The organism is Pseudobacteroides sp. (genome assembly GCF_036567765.1).
GTDB lineage: Bacteria > Bacillota > Clostridia > Acetivibrionales > DSM-2933 > Pseudobacteroides.
Genome location: NZ_DATCTU010000061.1, coordinates 1 through 19,749, shown reverse-complemented (window position 1 = coordinate 19,749; position 19,749 = coordinate 1). Strand labels below are relative to the sequence as shown.

Genomic DNA, 19,749 nt, shown 5'->3' with positions numbered 1-19,749 from the left:
AATTCCTTTCCCTTTTTTGATCCAACCTGATATAATTTCATTGTGGCAGCTCCTTTCGTTTTTGTTTTTCCCAAACAATAGTTTATCAAACTACCGTCTGGACTGCCACCTTCAATTTCTACGAAATTCGGGACTTACTCTTTTATAATACTGGTTATTGTACTAGTTTTATTCCCCATGCAACAAAAAATTCCCAGTGTTTTAAATCTGGAATCTTACATTTTATTTTTTTAATTAATATCCCTAAAATACCCATGGTTATAAAGTACAAATATGCAAAAGGCTACTATTTAAATGTGCAGTAACAGTTCAAGTGACTATAAATGACAGACATTGAAAACTGGTTTTGGTTCATATAATCAATAACCTTCATAACTGCTTCATCATACTCTTGATATATAAAATCACTACCTTTAATTTTTAATTTTGGTAATTTTAGTATTTTATACATTAAAATTGTATTCAATAAAATCCTCAGGATTTTTGTTATCAGTACTTATTTGTAAGCGGCTTACTGATAATCCTGAGGATTTTCTAAAACTAACGATACCATAAAAATCCTAACATTAGGATTTACTACGGAAATGGCAACACTCCTGTTCGCAATAGGCCGTGGAAATTGGCTGTTCTGTGACACACTCAAGGGTGAAGAAGCAAGTGGCTTAAGGCCCTATGACTATTTGGCATATCTCCTTGAAGAGATACAAAAAAATATTGGGGTACAGATCGCTGTTTTTTGTTTATTTCCCCACTTAGAACTAAATGTAAAAGGCAGCAACTAGATTGATTTCTAATTGCTACCTTTTTCAGCAAAACAAGTGCAATATAAAGGCTATAAAAATAAATTAATGTTAACACAACAAAAATATTATAGGGGCACAATTTTCTCTCTTAAAGTAATCTTACATATAAATATGTATTAAAGTGTTTTCGGTAAAATAAAAGTACACAAATCGGCGGCGTAAAAGTGCACAGGTTACAAGAAGAAAAAAGTGCCATTGCTAGCACACTTTAAATAAACTACCCTTTAGTTTGACAAGAACTTAAGGGGGTATGAAAGGATGCTGAAAATGGCACAAATAGAGTATATCAAACATTTGTATGAAGTTGAAGGAAAATCAATTTCATATATAGCCAAAACTTTACAATTAAATCGCAGAACAGTAACAAAATATGCCGGAAAGTATAATTGGACTCCTTTAGAGAAACCGCTTGAGGAAAGACGATATCCAGTGCTAGGACCATACATTAAAGTTATTGATGAATGGCTCGAAGAAGATAAAAAAAGTCCTAGGAAACAAAGACATACCGGGTATAGGGTGTACAGAAGGCTGGTAGAAGAACAAGATTTTAAAGGAGGTCTTCGTACAGTTACAGAGTATGTATCAAAAAAGAAAAGGTTACTGTATCAGAAAAGTGATGGGTATTTGCCTTTGGAGCATTTGCCGGGAACAGCTCAAGCAGATTTTGGTGAATTTGTATTTATTGAAGATGGAGATCAAAAGCGAGGTTATTATCTTACACTATCATTCCCATATAGTAATGCAGCATTTACTCAAGTATTTAATGGACAGAATCAAGAGTGTGTAATGGAAGGTCTTAAAAGAATATTTGAATATATAGGTGGGGTTCCATCATCAATCCTTATGGATAACATGAAACCAGCAGTTAAAATTCTTCCGAATGGTGAAAGGGAGCTTACCGAGGGATTCAAAAGCTTTGTACTGCATTACAGATTTGAAGCCAAGTTTTGCAATGTTGCTTCAGGTAATGAAAAAGGTAATGTGGAAAATAAAATAGGCTATCACAGAAGAAATTGGTTTGTACCAATACCTGTGATAGATGATATTGAGGAATATAATAAAACATTATGGCAGAAAGCTATAAAAGACCTTAATAGAAAGCATTACAAGAAGATGGTAACAATGTCTAACCTCTGGGAAGAAGAGAAAGAGAAGCTATTGTATCTTCCGGAGAATGAATATGAAGTATTTAAATTGAAAGAAGCTTCAGTAGACAAATGGGGATATGTAAGTTTTGATCACAATTCATATTCGATAAACCCAAGATTCTACAGTAAGCAAGTAACTTTAAAAATATATTATAACAAAATAGAGATATATCACGATCATAAGTTAATTACCTCATATAGTAGGTGTTATGAGAAAAATAAAGAGGTTTTGGATTGGAAACAGTATGTATCTTTGCTATGCGAAAAACCAGGTGCTTTGGAAGATGTAAAATTCTATAACCAGATTCCTAAAGTTTGGAGAGAACATCTTAAGAAAGTTGAAAAGTCTGAAAGGAAAACAGCATTAATACTCTTAAGGGAAATAGTTGAAGATGATAAGATAGAGACTGGAACAGAAGCATTAAAACTTGCGATCTTATATGGTAAAGCTGATACGGAAAGTATTAGGCAGTGTTACTATGGATTAACGCATGAAACATTTAATCCTAATCCCTGCAATATAAGTGTAATCACTCCGATGATAAATAACAATCCTGAACTATCTGTATATGATAGGCTTACAAGAGGGGTGATATAAATGCAGCAAGAGATATTAAAGTACTTCAAGCAGCTGAAATTAGGCGGTTTAGCAAAAGAATGGGATAAGGTGGAATTTAAAAATAAAGAACAATATTTATACGATCTTTTGTCCATTGAAGTAAAGGAACGTGAAATCAACAAGATAAACAGAAATATCAAGTTAGCTGGGTTTAAAGTCGTAAAATTTCTAGATGATTTTATATGGACTCAAAACATAGCGATACCCGATACTATAAGCCAAAAGGAAATAGAGGAATTCAAATTTATAGACAAAAAAGATAATTTAATACTACTTGGGTCTGTAGGTACTGGGAAGACCCATTTGGCAGCAGCTATAGGATTAAAAGCGTGTCAGCATGGAGAAAATGTCAGATTCTTTACAGCAGCAGGGTTAGCCAACCAATTGCTTGAAAAATACCAGAAAGGAACACTCAATACTTTTCTGAGTGCATTTAAAAAGGTTGAATTGATAATCATAGACGAAATTGGTTTCGTGCCATTGCATAAGGATAGTGCAGAGCTTTTGTTTCAAGTAATATCAGACTGCTATGAAAGACGAAGCCTTATAATAACCTCTAACTTGGAATTTAGCCAATGGAACACAATATTTGGAGACAACAGACTTACAGCAGCTATTGTTGACCGGCTAATACACCACTCGCATATATTAGTTTTTACAGGAGAAAGTTACAGATTGAGGCAGTCTATGGCGAAATACAAAAAAACTTAGGGATTGCTTTTTTAGCAGAAGTCCTGAGGAAAAACATTCAAACTGGCAGTAAGTAGTCCGGGTGGTCGCCATGCTAAAATAAAAAGTCCGAGGGATGAGAAAAATTATGGATTGCTTCTTCCCTTCGTCCCTCGGTAAGTACTAGTCAGCATGGCGAAAGCTCCAACTCAAGGTGGTTTCCCTTGAATTGGAGCTTAGCTGGACGGAATTTTGGCAGTAATTAGGCAAAAAAGTGTGTTAGCAATTGTGCACTTTTGACCGCCGAATTGTGCATTTTCTACTTGCAGAAAACATATTAAAGACTTTTATCCTTGTATTTAGAAATAAACCTACCTATGTATTTAGATTTTATTAATTCATGGTTTATAGTTTCCAGTACTTTCAGTAGTTCATCAATATTTCTATACACTTCAGACTTGAAATCTTGTAATGAAACCTGTACATCTTTCCAATTGTACTCAACAATTTCACCAAATGGGCTATCCACTACAAAACCACTAATATCTGAGCAAGAAGTTCTTGCCATACTTATCCTTAGCAATTCCCCGTTTCTAACAAATTCAAAGAAGGCATTATCAGTCTCAGGTATACGCATAGCTACATAGTGTGTTTCTTCTAGCCTAGTTACAACAGTGTCTAGTAACCCAAACCAAAACAACAAAAGTTCTTGACCAAATGGTACATCATTATGGCACAGACCATACTTGTTCCCATTAAAGTTTAACTCAATCTGACCTTCAATATCATTGAATGAAGCATCAAATTCTATTGCATCCAGTGAAGAAATCTCATTTAAAACCTGCTCAGGTATTCTATATCTTATTCCAAACATGCGTTCACTCTCCTTTTATAATCCAAAATCAGTTAACGTATACTTATGAGGCCCCCAAGATGTTTTTAGTATACCATTTTCAAGAGCAACTGTGATATTTTCACCGAACACATTACATGTAAATGTATCAGAAACAATATTATTTGCCTTTGCTTGTTTGAAAGCTGTTTCTGCTGCTTGTAGGCATTGGTCTTCAGTCCAATTTCTATTAAAGAAGTTTCTATTGGCTAAATCAGCTTCGATATCAGCTCTTGGTCTTACTTTCAGTTCATACTTCAGTTGATTCTGTACTCTGCTGAACGAATGTCTATTCAAAAGGTGTTTAGCTGTACCACTTGCTATAGAACTTGCATTAGTAAGCCTTCCTGCAGTACTTGATATATTGTCAATTTTATTGGTATCGCTAATATCAGCCTTATTAATAAACTCAAACACTTTATCTCCTAGGTCTGACATTCCAGCATAAGCAGGTCTATAACCATATCCATCTGCTAACTTGATTATACTACCTTTTATACTATTTAGGAAGTCACTAGATGCTGTTCTTATTTTACTTATAGTTTCTGCAGCCGCTTCCAGCATCTTTGCTAAAGCCTCTTTGCTTGCTACAGCACCTTTTGCAACTTTAGTACATACTGTTGATAATGCTTTACTCTCCCTGAGTAAATCCAGTATTCTCGTTGCTTTTACTATTCCCGCCCCAGAAACAAAGAATGACAATACAAAGGATATTGCTTTACCAATCATCCTTCCCTTTTCGTAGCTGCCAGCCTCTTTAAACTCATCAATAAATGTTGCTACCATATCCTTTATGAGATTAAAAAACTTTATCTTATCATCAATAAATAGTAAAGGATGTGGGTTAAGAACTTTGCTTAAAAACCAGACAGTCTCTAAAGTATTCTTCGGGTTTTTTAATAATTCCCAAATAGCAGAGACAACCTCTTTAGCTGCTCCTTTTATATCAAAAAGCTGGTCTAGTGCACCTCCAAGCACTCCTCCTAATTCAGCGTCTGTTATTCCATATGTAGCCTGCAGCCACGTTTGTCTGAGTCCATCATCAGATCCTATCCAATTTCGTATTTTATCTAATGGCAAATAGTAAGCATTATAGAATTTCTTTGCACTTTCACTATAAGTTTTATTTTCTTTAGTAATTGTTACTGTTTTACCATTAACTAAGTCACTTTTTGGTGCCTCAGGTATCATTGTATACCATTTAGCAGGTGCAGGGTTCTCAACGAAATATAATGATGGCTGTAGTTCTATACTTGTCCAATGTTTTAAAAATAGTGCTTTTACATTATTGTTACCAAGACTTCCATAGTCACTACTTTTTATAGCATTATACACATCAGTAAATAATGCAGCTTTTACATAGTTGTTAACAGCTTTTTCAAATTTATCGTCCCAATATGCATCAATTCCGCCAATGCTATTTTTTATATCAGTAGCTTCAAACTTTTGGCCAGATTTCATTTGTTTACCCATAAGCTTAAGCATATTTACTTTTGTATCATATACATCTTGGCTTCCATAAATCACATTTTTATAGTTTTTATAAGCAACTTTTATATTCCTTACTTTGGCATAACATTTTTTTTCTTCCCCGCAAAAATACAAATCAGGTATGAAAATCTTCTGCACTCTGTTGGCTGGATCGTGAGCATCAGTTATAACAATATTTTTACCATCATATGATAAATAGTATCCATTTGCAGCAGTCAGCTTGTAAACATTTTCAAGATATGCCCTTACATTTACACCTTTAGGCTTAATATATGCTTTGTTCATGCACAAAAGAAACCTGTATTCATCGAGTGCTATAGCCGTTTCAAGATCAACCGCTCCATTTGCATATACTGGTAAAAGTGTATTAGTGCTCCTACCCATAAACTCTATTTGAAACTTTTTAACAGACGCTGCTGTAGTATTACCATACAGCTTTGAGCTACCTTTATATACTTCATCGTATAAATATGCAGACTTTCCTTTTCCTGGTGCCCAGCATTCTAGATGTCTAAGTACCTGCTGAATTTTTGTAATATTGTACTTATTTAATTCAGTGTCACAATCATCGTTTCCCATCCATGCAGGTAAAATATCTCTCTCCACATCGCCAGGTGCAACGTTTTCATCTTTATTCCCAGGTAATGAATAAGTTTCAGTCATTCCAAAAGCAGCTTTGAAAACCTCAATTTTCACAGCAGGCTTTCCATTTACCCTATAGATCTCACTTTTAAATGTATGAGTATATCCACCGATGGTTACATTAACTGATTCGTCAGGATTTACAGTGTAAGCATCAGCATCCATTTCATATGCCAGCAGTTCAAGATATGCCATATCAGCACTTAATGTTTGCATTATAGGATCACTAATATGAATATAATACTCTCCTGTTCCGTTAAGCAAATCACTGTGTCTTACCTCAAAACGGTATTTTTGATCCTTAGTAAGATTCATAAGCATGTAGAAATTTTTATCCCATTCGCTGTCATCATTGCTGTCACTTGAGCTAATTAACTTGCCAGTGCCATCAAAAATATTTATTTCTGTATCCGTTTCCCCCATACTACTTATGCAGTATGTCTTAGTCACATCCGGGGTAAACTCGTAGGCATCAATTTCTCCTGCATAGCTTATACATCCATATGTATGAATCGGTAACTTTATAGGTGTATTTGCAGGTAAATTTGGAGGTAGTTTCTTACTAGGATTTTTTTTCTCTGGTGGAATACTTTCTACTAATTCGATTTCTTTCATTATATTATTGACAATATTGGAAATTTCCACATTAAGATCATTGTTTGGATCAATATAATAGTTAGTCCCATTTGCTATACTTGCAATTTCAGAAAGAAGCGGTGACTTTCCACCTAATGATACGCACAATATTTTAATTTCCTCATTTACCATAGCTTTAACAACGTTAATTATACTGGAATGATTACTATCCCCTCCATCAGATAATAGAACAACATACTTTCTGTTTTGACTGCTATTAGAAAGAATTGTTTTACTTTCCTGAAGCCCAGTTTGAATGTTAGTGCTACTAGTACCACCAACCTTTTTTATTGCATTGATTATATCCTCTTTGTCTTGTGATAAACCAATTGTCTGTCTTGCTATGCCTGAAAATCTGACAACAGCAAATTCATTATTTTCACTTGACTTTTCAACAATTTTAGTTGGGATATCAATACCATTTGTTATGTCATTTGAACCTATGCTTCCTGATTCATCGATAACAAATACAACACTATTATTATAGCTAATCCGGCTAAGATTCTTTTTTCCAGGAACGTAAGTACTAAAATGATTCACTCTAGCAGTAATAATGTTGTTATATTTGTCAATACTAACATCATATTCCGGCAGAGGTACAAGAGTATTATTATCATAATCCAACCAATATACTGTTAGATCATCCTCTGATATACCGTTAAGAATCGTTTCATCATAATTGAAGCTTATTGTTGCTTCTTTAAAATTACTTCCATTAAGTGAAATATCTACCGGATTTCCGATTATCCCATCTATTGAATCCCTCGACAAACTGTTTAATTCATTAACTTCAAAATGTGATGCTTGAAGGCTAGAATTTCCAAAGACTTCAACAGCTACGCTCCCTGATTGTGAATGAGCTTCAATAGAAAATGGTACGTACTCGTCCTTTTCAACCGGTGAGTTGCCTAATTTGACTTCAAAATTATCATTAGTACCATCTTCATCAGTATCTGGATTTAATGGATCGGTTATAAATCCATTCGTACCATTTCTTTCATCACCGTCACATATCGAATCACCATCTGTATCATAGTTATCCCACTGTGTTCCTAAATTTATTTCTTGCCCATTACTTAGACCATCATTGTCATAGTCAGCTGCTGCATCAAATACCCTATTACCTGTTACTGTAACTGTTTTATTCAGATTACTGGTTGAGCCATCTAATACTGAAGTTATATTGTAGCTTCTAGCGTAATTAGGAGTCCATAACTGTCCATTCATTCCATCAGTTGAAAGAATAATATATTCGCCGCCACCTATAGATCCGCTAAAGCTTTCAGTCCAAATCTCAGTGCTATTGTCTATTTTAAATCCTACTTTATGTATTCTTCCAAAAGGACTAGCATTTTGAGATATATTTCTAAGTCTTGCCTTCAATGTAACCTTTTCACCAACAACAGGATTTGGCGGATCAAGCATGATCTCTTCGAGCTTAAATTCGCACTTACCTTTTACAATTATCCCCCTTGTTAATGTATTGTTATATTCATCTGCTTCTTCAATACTTTCAAGTGGGTCAACCACCCCAGTAACTGTATGCTCGCCTTCTTCCGCATCCCATCTGCCATTCACTGTATCAATATAACTTGTTACTGTTACTTTTTCACCTGGTTTAAGATTTGTAGATATATCTTTACTGAACAATATATCTCCGTCAATCATGAATTCTACCTTATGTACTCGGGTGGCAGGGCTTGGATTTTCTGATGTATTCCTTATCTTCGCCTTGAGTATAACCTTTTCACCGGCAGCGGGATTTGGTGGATCAAGTATAATTTGCTCAACTTTAAGATCGCATTTACCTTTAACTGTTACACTTTTGGAAAACTCATTATTATTTTCATCCAGCTCTTTTGCGTTTTGGAGAGAATCTACTACTGCAAAAACAGTATGTTCACCCTCCTTGGCATTCCATTTGCCCAAAACTACTCCTTCATTCGCAGTTATTTTTATTGTTTCACCTGATTTTAGATTTAGTTGCACGTCTGACCAAAAGAGTATATCGCTATCATCAATTTTAAATCCTATCCTTATACTCTTATTTTCTGAAATTATTTCTTCTCCAACATTCTTTACAATCGCACTAAGAATAACCTCATCACTATGGCTTATTTCATTTGGCTCAATTATTACATCTGTTATTATCCAGTCAGGCAAACTCCCTACTTTTAGACTTTTACTGAATGTGTTATTATGCTCATACATATCATTGTAATCATGATATTCATCAATCTTTACATGAGCCGTGTAGATACCCACCTCATTTATCTGTGGAGAATTACCGTAATCGTCATATACTGCTAATTCAGCTGATTGTCCAGGTTGTATCTGCCTAGTATAAGTAGATGAATAATACTTAGTTGCAATCCCATCAATATCCATACATACAACAACTGGATATCCAATTGTAGAAGCTTTTGGACCTATATTTTTGACTACAACCTTTGTTGGAATTGGTTCCACACAATTAGGTTCATTTGGGAATATAATATCAGTTATGGTAAGATCTGAATAAAAGCTCACAGTTGTATTGATTGAGTTATTATCTTCTAATAGTTCATTAAAATTGCTGCTTTTTTCAATAAATGCATGAATATTATGGTTACCATTATATTTAAGCATTTCATTGAGCTGAATATTATCAAGATATAGTTCAGCAGGGCTAAATATAGATACTAGGCCTTCATAGTAATCAGTATAAAAAATCTGCATCTTGTTTTCAACTTTAAAGCCAATTCTAAAACGACCTGATTGTAAATAACTATTTCCGATATTTGAAATCTCAGCACGTAGTTTACAAGGCTCGCCATTTTGGCTTTCCTTTATATCTACCTTTGATATTGTTAAATCAGGTGCTATTTCATAAGACTTTATGGTGTATTGTTCAGTAGTGTTTATTTTTTCATACTTATCACAAACTAAAATGTAGTATTTTTGTCCTGCTATAAAATCGTACTTGAAGATTTTTTCTGATGAATAAATTGTTGTTGGGATGATAGACCCCATATTAGCAGTAACAAGAAAAAAGTCAACTGGCGAGTTTTTTATTGAAAATTCATACTTTCCTGACTTTGTTGGAGTAAACACAAAAACGTCTGAATCTCCAGTAGCACCTAATGTCCCAGTAACATCCTTGCATATTTGAAACTCTGTTGCATTACTTGCATAATCACCATGATCATCAACGTAATATTTTGCAGTAAATGTATTATTCTCTTCATTTGCTTCGCTAATATTATTTTCGCTATCGATTTTAAATGTTACATCATATTCTCCAGGTACACTTGGAACCCATGAATTACCATTTAAGTCAACCGCAGACGCACTATAAACAGAATTATCTTTCTCAATATTAGAAGTATACACCGCATAGTATTTATTATTTTGACCGTTTACAGTGATCTCAACTTTAAAACTACCCGTTGATGCTGTATCACCAATATTCATTACCACATGGTCAAAATTTACTGGTATACTAGCCAGACATTTATTTCCACTTGCATAACCAAATACTAGATCGGGCTTGTTACTTTTTAAGCGAACTATAAACCGATAATCTCTGTTATTATCAGTACCTGTACGAAGATAATAAACCTTTCCTGCCTCAAAATGATAGTCGTTGTTTGTTCCCGATCCTGCTGGATAGCCCTCATTGTTATAAAACTCAGGGGTGTAGTTACTCCTATATATTTTGATAACATATATGCCAGTGGTTTTTGGAGTAAATTTGAAATAATCATAATCATTCGAATCATGAAAAACTCCGCTAACCTCTTTTCCCAGTTCAATTGGAGTTGCGTTTTCCTTTGTATTCCCATGGTCATCTTCTTGTGCTTGTATTTCAAGTATGTTGCTGCTATCCGATTTATTCCCTGCTAAATCGACAGCCTTAACATAAACCTTGTTTAATGCATTAGGAGTCAGTCCCATACAAGTTATGGAGGTTCCTTTTGTCGAAGCAATTAACCTGTCGTTACAATATACTTCGTAATTATCAGGCATATCACCAGCAGACGGTTGTGACCAAGTCAATGATATGCTTGCACCTGTATTCCACAATGATATGAGGTTTTTCGGAGGAAATAACTTAATATCTTCTGATACGATTACAGTTACTTTATCATATGAAGAAGGAGTAGCATTAAAGTGTTTTGCCATAATGATGACATCGGACATGTTTATGCTACCATCTGCATTCAAATCACAGTTTGTATTAAAACCACTGTTTTCTTCTTCTGCTACCTTTCCAAAGCTCATGGCTATCTGTATAACATCTGACATATTGATGCTATCATCTTGAATATTATCTTTAGGGATATCACCAGCCCACATTTTTATTGGGCTCTCAGTTGTACCAATTTCTAATTTGCCTTTTAATGTCAGATCATTTATCTTCCTTTTAAGATAACCTGACTTTGTTACTTGTAGTGTATATTGACCATCAGGCAAGCTTCCTGAAAGGACAAAATACCCATCTTCATTAGTTTCGTCACTAAATGTGGTCCCTAATATTTCAACCTTGAATCCTTCATCAATTGATTCCAAGCTACTGATAAAGTCTGGGACAATATAACCTGATAAGGTAAATTGGTTCAGGGTTTCTGAGTATATTACATTCAGGCTTGAATCTGTAACTTCAGTCTCAGTATTGCTACTAGTCACAGTTTGATCATTTACAGGCAATTCCTCATTTATATGTATGGCTTTACTTACATTACAGCTTATTTCATTACCATACCAGTCATAACAAGTGATACCATACGGACTGTTTATCATAGATTCAGTTCTTTCAAACTGTATTATAATTTGGTTTGCTTTAAGAACTTTGAATCTTAGTGTAGCCAGAGTACCGCTTTTTTCAGCCACACCACCTGACCTGTATCCGTCAATATTTATATAGCATGTACCAAAGTTCAAAATACCACTATTGAGATTATTCATAGCACTTGCAAATGGTGAGAATCCTGGATTTACAAGTATATCCCCAAACATCGGATATGTTGAGCTATCAATTTGTGTATCATCAAGATTTACTGGCATCAAGACCGCTGGATCATACTTCACATTGGCCTGATAGCCTGCAATATTTGTTATACCATTTGCCTTTATTGTAACAGTTATTACATCCCCCACATCTGCAGTGGTTTTGTCTGCTTCCATGGATACCAATCCTGTTGTTTCATCATATAGACTCAATTTGTAGGTCTGACTTTCAGAGCTTCCCCAATAGGAGTAAACCTTAACAATATAGTTTCCTTCTATCAGCTGACTTACAATCTCTTCGTCCATTTTTCCACCATTGGTTGAACGGCCTACCTCTATGAAATCACCATTTGTATATGAATAGACCACCATATCATAATCTGTTCCATCTGGTATGTTGTTAAGCCTAATTCCTGCCTTAGTACTGCCTTCCAATGTAAATCTAAAGCAGTCAACATCATCCTGATTATCCATAGTGCCATAAATATAGCTATTAAGGCTCATAGCAGGTTTATTCTGTGAATTCACATTGTATATATCATCATTCACTTCATACTGATCAGGTGTATACACCCCTGCTTTAAGCTCATATGTATCAGTAGAATTTGAACCTGTGTAGGAATATACCCTCACAAAGTACTTACCAGGTAGAGTAACAATACTGTCAATCTTTTCATCCTGATTACCACCGCTGTAAGATCCACCAAGAACTGTACCATTCGTATCATACACCTGAATATCATAGTCGCAACCTGAAGGTATGCTCTTCATTGTTATATCAAGCTTGCCTGTTTTTATTGTATCCAGCACAAACCAGTCTTCATCAGTATTTATATTCAATGTAGGCCTTATTAATGTACTGTCAGATACTGCTGTCGCAGTCTCTTTACTATCATTAGGCTCAAAACTGTCTGGAGCTTTTTCAGTTGAGTAAAACATAAGCTGATAATTGTGATGTGCTGAGTTTGTATTATAAGTGCTTGGCTGAATATCTATGTAGTAAGTTCCTGTTGCTGTTGCTGTATAGGTTATACTTTCATCATAGTTGGAAATATTCGTTGAATATCCTACATCATTAAGCACATCGTTCATAAGATATATGTCGTAATCTTCTCCCTCTGCCATGCCTGTAAGCTTAATGGAATACGTTCTTCCTGCAGTAAGGTTGACAGAATAAAAATCATGTCTGGTTCCATTGATAATGCCGAAAACAGTACACTCACCTATTGGTTGTGAAGTTACCAGAGAGTGGTTTGAACCATTGTCCGTCACATAACTTAAAGTATTTACCTCTTGTGCAGTTGAACCGTATACTGTTTCGGTAACAGCCAAATGTCGCACATTCTCACCGCCAAGATCATTTATACTTGTAACTTCTTTTACACCTGATTCAAAAACTCTTCCATCCCTAGAATTAGAACGTACTTTGTAGAATCCTATACTTTGAATATTATCAAGTTTTAATGTAATCTGGTGTTTTGTCGTTAGCTCTGGGTAGGATATCTTGTTTGCCAAAGAGCTGTCAGCTCCATAAAGAAGAACTGAATCCGACTCAACATCGGTTGTCCATGTAACGGCCACAAAGTTACCCTTTAGTTTGTTAATAGTTAAGTTTTTTATACCATTCTCATTGGATGTGCTAGAAGTTCCCTTGTTTATTAGTGAATCAATAAAAAGATTGGTCTTCTCTTTTAATGGCTTTTCTATTTTTCCATTACCTGCAAGGCTACCATCGTAAATACTTTGAGGCTCCTTTGACTTTTCTGTGGGCATTTGAGGTGTTGGCGTTCCAGTAGGTAAAGGTGTACTTTCATATTCCGGTACACTGTTTACCAATGCTGCATAAGCATTGAGTCTTCCTGAAGTAGCCACCTTTCCTGAAAGGCTATCAGATTTAGTTGTATTATTAAGTACCCTTTCCTTTATTTCAACCGCATTAAGTGTACTGTCAATGCTTTTTAAAAGGGCTACTGTACCGGTTACAAAAGGAGCTGCCATAGAAGTTCCACTCATATATCCATATTTATTGCCTGGAAGTGTACTTAAAATATTAACACCTGGAGCAGATATATCTACTTTTGTGCCGTAGTTTGAAAATGATGCCAATTGTCCCTTGTTGTCATTGGCTGATACTGCTATAATATTAGGGAGGTCAAAGGCAGCTGGATAAACTAAGCTAGAATCAATATTCTTGCCTGCATTTCCAGAAGCACAGATAAATGTTGTTGAACTATTTTTCATAGCTTCCATTAATGCGTTGTTGTAATCAGAACCGCCCCAGGAAATATTTGCTATTTCTATTCCCGCCTTTTGACAGTACTCAATCGCTCTTATCGCATCACTGGTATATCCGATATTTCCACTTATAAATTTCAATGGAACTATTTTTACATTGGGAGCTAGGCCAACAACTCCTCCATCGTTAATCCCGGCACTAATTATGCCTGCAATGTGAGTTCCATGGGTATCCTCTGCTTCAGAAGTAAATACACTATTTGTATCATCTACAAAGTTCCACCCATTCACATCATTCACATACCCATTACCATCATTATCCAATCCATTTGGGCGTTCATTTGGATTTTTATATATTGAAGCAGCAAGATCGGGATGTTTTATATCTATCCCGGTATCTATTATTGCTACCTTTACTGTGTCAGAACCTTTAGTGATATTCCATGCTTTTATTGCATTTGTATCAACTCCTACAGTACCAGCTTGCCCACTTACAGTCTGTCCTGAATTCTTCAGCCCCCACTCCTCAATGAACCTATCATCTGACGGCTCACTCATGAGTTCCAGTTTATAGTTAGGTTGTGCATATTCTACATTGGGGTCCTTTTTTAATTCATCAATAACATTATTAAGCTCACTCTCATCTGAGATTTCTATAGTCTCCAGCTTGAGCGTTTTGCTCCAGGACTTAGATTTAAGTGACAGATTAGTCTTTTTTGACTTAAGCTTTTTCTTTGTATTTTCTTTCTGGTCTATATCCTTGTACTTTACTATGACTTCCTTTTTGTCTTTCCCTTTATTGCCCTCTAGCAAATCAGTCAAACTTATAGTTTCTGGCTGTTTGTTGTTGCTTTCAGTTTGTACGGATGCTACATTTGCAATGTTTCTTTGTGGTATACTAGGTAATGCCATTGGTGTTGGCGTTACTAACGCCTCTTTTAATGCTGATTCCCAAAGTGCCTTTCTGATTGGATCATTTAATGGATTATACACCGTAGACCGAGATAATGTAGTTTTTACGTACTTCTCTGGCAACGGAAATTGATTGCCATACGCAGTGATTGATCCTAAAATCATTTCAGCGGCTAAGATAAGTATAACTCCAGCTGAAATTAGTCTCCTTTTCAACAAAATAAAACCTCCCTTTAGATAAAATTATTTTTTGAAGTATAAAGTGATTTGTATTATTGCGTATTTTACAAAACTTATCAAAAATTCAGAGTTTAAATAATAGTATATAGACAATTAATAACAAAACATAAATTAAAAGAATTTTAAGATTATTAAAAGCTATATTAGGAAAATTAAAAAGCTATAAAACGCATTGAAATATTTTAGATTTTTGACTTTTAAAGATTGTATCAAAGTTTTCTGTCTATTATGTAAGCATTAAAGGAATCATGCAGCATTTATTACCAACACCTCAAACCCCTTATATTACTCATATAGTTATATCTATAAAATCCAAACCCCTATATCCATATAAAACAAATTACAATTATTTCTTCCAACCAATATAATAATTAATAAATTATAATTAGTCAATTACAAACTCAAATATAGCAAAATTTTAACTTAATAAGAATCATGTATTTTAAGCATGCAAATTATACCTACTTTATATTTATTATTTAACTATTGTTTTGGCATTCTCATCACTCCCTTCATTCCAAAGCTATACACCACTAATCATTTTATAGCAATGCTCTAATCCTTAACAAATGATGTACATTACTCATTCATTACTCATTATTACGCAGATTATTTTGCCATTCGCAAGACCTCCAATTTCATGAATTTTTCCCTCAGTTTTGCCTTCTAGTAATAAAGGATGTAGAAATCAACCTTTTGTTACTTTAAGGTTACATTTATATATTAGCATCAATGTAACTCTATGTCAATATCATTTTCATTTTGACAACCTATAGACAACAATTATTTGCTATAAAATTTTAAATATAGAGAGATTTGTGTCAAAGGTACGATGAACTACATGCTTTCTTAATAAGATACATGCAGATAAAAGTGAAAAGTATACTAGTACATACATAACAATTTTATCTTATATTCCCCCTATTATGTGGGCTGCTTGAACCTATATTGATAAATTATGCCCTTCCACAAATTAACTTTTATGTTTTCCTCAATCTATGCTAAAATTAACTATATACAACCACACAGGAGTAGCCTAATGAACAAAGCATTCTCATACATAATTGACTGCATATCCTTGGAACTTCTTCATAGAGAAAGAAGCTCCAAATCACACTTTTCAACCGACTCAAACGTTGATATTGCTGACTTCTACAAAAAACCTTCAATCCCGATAATCACTCTTAATCCAACTGATAAACCAGCAATATACTCATATACATTCAAAAGCGAAATTGACAACAACAAATGCAATGAATTGGTCCATGGACTTTATTATAAAAGCCCTACCCAACCGGCATCAAAGTCGATAATCTTAGTACCCGGCTGGAGGATGAAAGATTATTCTGCAATATCAGATATATTTTTAGAAGGTTTTCTGAAAAAAGGTTATGATGTCTACTTTATATCTCTACCCTTTCATAATCCCAGGGCAGGAAGTGATTCAGAATACTGCGGCGAATTAATGATCAGCACCGACATTGGAAGAACCCTGTTATCTGTAAAACAAGCAGTGTCGGACATTCGTGCACTTATATGCTACCTGAAAAGTATAAACCAAAAGGTTGTACTTGCAGGTATCAGCCTTGGCGGGTTTATAACCAATTTAACTGCAACTGCTGAGGAAAACATAGATGCACTCATATCAGCATTCTATGCAAACAGCATGTCATATTCAACATGGCACACTATTCCTGGTAGGTACCTAAAAAGGGATTTTGTTGCCAATTCGTATGATTATGAACTGCTGAAAGAGAAATGGGACATATTTAATCCGAGCTTACGGATGCCCCTTATTCCAAAAGAGAATATCCTGTTATTCAGCGGATTATATGACAAATATGTTCATATAGAAGATACCGATAGATTGTGGAAGGCCTGGAATAATCCAAAAAGAGTTTTATATAAGATTGGACACTCCGGACTTATCATCTATAAGAAAAAAATATTACACGAGTCTTTATTGTTTATAAAAGAAAAGAACCTATAGAACATTTGCACTGAAATAAGAACATCTTTAGGATGTGAAATAGATGCTGTTTATTTGTATTTTTCTTTGGACAATGTCTGCAATGCTATTTTTCAGCAATCCAAAAAACAAGGTAAATGTTTGGTGCAGCCTGGTTGCATTTTTCTCGGGTTGTGCAGGACTTGGAACTTTTATTGAAGAATCGGTACTTCCAACGCTTACAGGCCAAACTAAATACTGGGTTACAATACTTGATTCATTTATTTTTACACTATCACATCAGTTTTAACCTTATTCATTCTTAGTTTATGCAGTTCATTATTCAAATTCATTCAAAAAACGTTCCGATAGGATTAATAAACACTTTAGCATTGTTCTTGTAATTCCAGCATTAATGGGCTATTTTGTTCAACAAATAATCCCACATTTTGAGCCCAATTATGTATACCTTTGTGTTTGGGTTGTGCCCTATATATTCTGCGGTAATTACTTGATATTCAAGGAATATCTTAGAGAAACCAACCTGCGAATCAAACAGCAGAAACTTCTGGTGTGCATATTATTTTGCCCAATAACATTGCTTACTGCATTCCTTAATTATATTTTTGGGTTAATCGATATCAAAGACGCGTGGCGTTTCCAGGTGTTTACGGTTGGGACCGTGTTTTTCCTATTCATTATATACGCAGTTAAATTTGGAGCACTACCAATAAATTATCGCTTATGCTTTGGCATAGGCGTTTTCTTTGTCTTACGTTCAATTCGGACAGTAATCATGTGAAATTACGAATACTATGCATTGATACTAATGCATGCTGCAATTTGCCGTTTTTGCGTTAAGATTATGCTTTCAGAATTTTATTCTGCCGTTTTTATTGTTTTGCAAGAGATATTAATTTGACTTTGCCTTCGATGTTAAAGTGCTGAACTACATGGAGGTTTAAGAAAATGACATCAGAGGAAAAGAATGTACTCTTTAAAAGATATATTGACCATGTGGTTTATACAAAGACTGGAAAAAATTCAGCTTATTTTGAGATTTACTGGACACCAGAGGTTGAAAATGCTATGAAGGATAAAGAGAAATGGTTACAGGAAGTCAGAGAAAAGAGACAGAAAGCTACCAATGAAAAAGCAGTTTGCAGCCCCCAAAGTTAAGGGGGTTTTTTGTTGCCTTTCTACAGGTAGAAGCCTGTAAAATGGCAGGTTTATAAATATTTGACTTTGCAGTACTGTCATCAATGACATGTTCTTTGAATACGGGTCAGCTATAGCCAATAGACAGGAAGATAGGCTTATCTTCTGACTTGGCTTTCTGAAAAGCTTCATCACTCCAAGGAAACCAGTTTACAGGGTTATGTGCATGTTGCAGCAGGTAAGGGGATTTCTCTTGGATTAGTCTATTGGCTTGTTTATTAGTTGACATGTGGGCATCACCTTCCTTTCACAATTTTATAGTTTGTTGGATTTTATAGTAAAGTGTTATTTTTATTTATCACCAAACTATTATTTGAAAGATTGTGATTATATATTCAATTTGAAAATCTCATGTTGCTATGTATTTAAAGTTTAAGCATTCTTGTTTATATACCTTTTTCTGTTTATAATCTCTATGAGTGTCAACGCCTCACAAATAATCCCATCTAGGACTAATTCTTTTCCTTAACCACTTTTTCAAATGAATTTTATCTATATAACTTGATACCTTTAAATAGTTTAAGAAATCATCAATTAGCATCTTATGCCCTTTATTATGGTTAATCCACCATTCACTATTATCATGGGCATATTGGATGTTTTCTGACACATCGATTGATTGAAGTCTCTTACATTGTTCTAATAAGTATTTCTTATTCATGGTGGCAATAAGAACCTTTCCAAGAGTAAATGCTAATAATATCCTCTTTCTTTAAATCAGCTAAATCATCAGGCTTTAGAGTTCTATATATTAATCCATTTTCATTTTTTATCATAGCAATTATTTGTTTTTCAGTTAAAATATCTTCAATTAAACTAATTGCCCCTTCATATTCATTATAATGCTCTAAATCCAAAGAAAAATGATTATGGTAAAAGCCAAAACCAATTTCTATTTCCTCATTGTATGTAGAAATAAATAGTTTACTATCAGTATCAGAGGGACATGGAACTTTAATAGTAAAATATGCTTTCTTGCTCTTCTCATAGTTCTCAATTTGCATATACTCTTGAAACTCTGGGAAAGCTTCAAATAGCTTACTTGAAAACTCTACAGAATAATCATATAGCTTCATAATAACTTCCTTTCAAATCTATAATAAATTACAGTCAATCAGTACTAAAAACATCTTCCACAGTTAGAATGAATGGAGATAGGAAAGGGTCTGCCTTTTCTACAATGATACCTCTTGAAAGGACATGAACCCTAAAATCATTATCAAAGCCTCTTTCATCCTCATCATCATGTATACAAAGTATTCCATATGAACCACCTTCACTATCTATTTCTGTAATACCATGATAGT

10 protein-coding genes and 1 pseudogene are annotated in these 19,749 nt (G+C 34.5%); 6 read left to right on the top strand and 5 right to left on the bottom strand.

Annotated elements, in window-relative coordinates; genetic code table 11:
• The first annotated feature begins 584 nt into the window (after positions 1-584).
• The 3 genes from VIO64_RS09585 to istB all read left to right on the top strand — a co-directional run bounded on the left by VIO64_RS09585 (position 585) and on the right by istB (position 3,281).
• Positions 585-782: a hypothetical protein gene (locus VIO64_RS09585; protein WP_331917539.1), complete on the top strand. Its 198-nt coding sequence runs from the start codon at positions 585-587 to the stop codon at positions 780-782.
• A 279-nt stretch (positions 783-1,061) separates the two neighbouring features.
• The gene (gene istA, locus VIO64_RS09580) at positions 1,062-2,549 is read left to right on the top strand and encodes an IS21 family transposase (RefSeq protein WP_331917537.1); all 1,488 of its coding nucleotides are present in this window, start codon (positions 1,062-1,064) and stop codon (positions 2,547-2,549) included.
• On the top strand, positions 2,550-3,281 hold the full coding sequence (gene istB / locus VIO64_RS09575; protein ID WP_331917535.1) for an IS21-like element helper ATPase IstB: 732 nt from the start codon (positions 2,550-2,552) through the stop codon (positions 3,279-3,281). It begins immediately after the preceding gene.
• Between the two features lie 295 nt (positions 3,282-3,576).
• Here istB and VIO64_RS09570 read toward each other — a convergent pair whose 3' ends face one another.
• Positions 3,577-4,113, bottom strand: coding sequence for a hypothetical protein (locus tag VIO64_RS09570; protein ID WP_331917533.1), 537 nt, complete (start codon positions 4,111-4,113; stop codon positions 3,577-3,579).
• Positions 4,114-4,128: 15 nt separating this feature from the next.
• Positions 4,129-15,255, bottom strand: a complete 11,127-nt coding sequence (locus tag VIO64_RS09565; RefSeq protein WP_331917531.1) for a S8 family serine peptidase — start codon at positions 15,253-15,255, stop codon at positions 4,129-4,131.
• Between the two features lie 1,060 nt (positions 15,256-16,315).
• On the opposite strand from VIO64_RS09565, the gene VIO64_RS09560 reads away from it, so the two are divergent.
• The 3 genes from VIO64_RS09560 to VIO64_RS09550 all read left to right on the top strand — a co-directional run bounded on the left by VIO64_RS09560 (position 16,316) and on the right by VIO64_RS09550 (position 18,403).
• The gene (locus VIO64_RS09560) at positions 16,316-17,266 is read left to right on the top strand and encodes an alpha/beta hydrolase (RefSeq protein ID WP_331917529.1); all 951 of its coding nucleotides are present in this window, start codon (positions 16,316-16,318) and stop codon (positions 17,264-17,266) included.
• Between the two features lie 43 nt (positions 17,267-17,309).
• Positions 17,310-17,534 (top strand): hypothetical protein, encoded by a 225-nt coding sequence (locus VIO64_RS09555; RefSeq protein WP_331917527.1) that lies wholly within the window; start codon positions 17,310-17,312, stop codon positions 17,532-17,534.
• Between the two features lie 659 nt (positions 17,535-18,193).
• Positions 18,194-18,403 carry a hypothetical protein gene (locus VIO64_RS09550; RefSeq protein ID WP_331917525.1) on the top strand — a complete coding sequence of 70 codons (210 nt, stop codon included), beginning with the start codon at positions 18,194-18,196 and terminating at the stop codon, positions 18,401-18,403.
• A 109-nt stretch (positions 18,404-18,512) separates the two neighbouring features.
• Here VIO64_RS09550 and VIO64_RS09545 read toward each other — a convergent pair.
• From VIO64_RS09545 to VIO64_RS09535, 3 genes and pseudogenes are all read right to left on the bottom strand, one after another.
• Positions 18,513-18,671: pseudogene (locus VIO64_RS09545) on the bottom strand (DUF255 domain-containing protein); the annotation flags it as partial.
• 424 nt (positions 18,672-19,095) lie between these two features.
• A complete protein-coding gene (locus tag VIO64_RS09540; protein ID WP_331917523.1) occupies positions 19,096-19,518 on the bottom strand; it encodes a hypothetical protein in 423 nt (140 codons plus the stop codon).
• Positions 19,519-19,552: 34 nt separating this feature from the next.
• On the bottom strand, positions 19,553-19,749 hold a 197-nt coding region (locus tag VIO64_RS09535), incomplete at its 5' end, for an Imm7 family immunity protein (RefSeq protein ID WP_331917521.1).